Annotated in this window: 1 pseudogene; it reads left to right on the top strand. The window is 77.3% G+C overall.

Features of this window, described 5'->3' with window-relative positions:
* Positions 1-986: 986 nt before the first annotated feature.
* A pseudogene (locus AWZ10_RS55710) lies at positions 987-1,042 on the top strand (hypothetical protein); the annotation flags it as partial.

Here is a 1,042-nt window from a genome sequence, read left to right as displayed (position 1 = left end):
GGCCCGCCGGGGCGAGGCCCGCGCCGCCGTCGACGTGCTGCGCGGGCTGCGCGACGAGCACCTGACGGGTCACCCGGACCTGATCCGCACGGTCCAGACCGCCTCCGCGCTGCTCTCCGACCACGACCAGGGCGTACGGCAGGAGGTGTACCGCTGGCTGCGCGAGACCGCCGAACGCTCGCCCCACCTGGTCGGCACCGCCGGACAGGCGCTCCTCGTCCGCTACGAGGCCACCGCCGGCCTGATCTCGGCGGCCTCGGCGATGCACCGGGTCCGGGCCCTGCTCGCCCAGCCGGCCGACCCGCTGTCCGAGGTCTTCCTGCTGGGCACCGCCGCCGCCGTCGCCCAGTGGGCCGACCGGCTCGACGAGGCCGGACGCCTCGTCCACCGCGGCCTCAGCGGCCAGCGCACCTCCCTCCTCCACCCCATGCATCTGGCCCTCCTCAACGTCCGTATCGACATCGCCGCCGCACGGGGCGCCCACGAGGAGGTCCTGGCCGACCGCGAGGTCTCGCGCGCGGTCGCCGGCCGCCCCGAGTCCGCCAACGCGCTGGCCCACGCGGTCATCGCCCTCGTGGAGACCGGCCGTACGGACGAGGCCGCCCGCCTCGCCGACGCCTTCGACCTCCAACGCGCCCACGACTCCTGGGAGTTGAACCGCTTCCTCTACGCCCGGGGCCTCCTGCGCGTCGCCACCGGCGACCCGGCGGCCGCCCTCGACGACTTCCTGGAGTGCGGCCGCCGCCAGTCCGCCCGGGACGTCGCCAGCCCCGTCGTCACGCCCTGGCGCACCGCCGCCGCCGCATGCCACCTCGCCCTCGGCCGCCCCCACGAGGCACTGGCCCTCGCCGAACAGGAACTCCGCCTCGCGACCGTCTGGAACACCCCCCGCGTACTGGGCCGCGCCCTCTCCGCCCTCGGCACGGCGACGGGCGGCCGCCGGGGTCTGGAGCTGGGGGACCGGGCGGTACGGATGCTGCGGCAGGGAGCCGACGGGGTGCCGGAGGAAGCCGCGGAGGCGGCCGGGGCCGCGGTCGTGGCG

It is taken from the genome of Streptomyces europaeiscabiei (assembly GCF_001550375.1).
Lineage (GTDB): Bacteria > Actinomycetota > Actinomycetes > Streptomycetales > Streptomycetaceae > Streptomyces > Streptomyces europaeiscabiei.
This window is presented reverse-complemented; position numbering and strand designations above follow the sequence as displayed.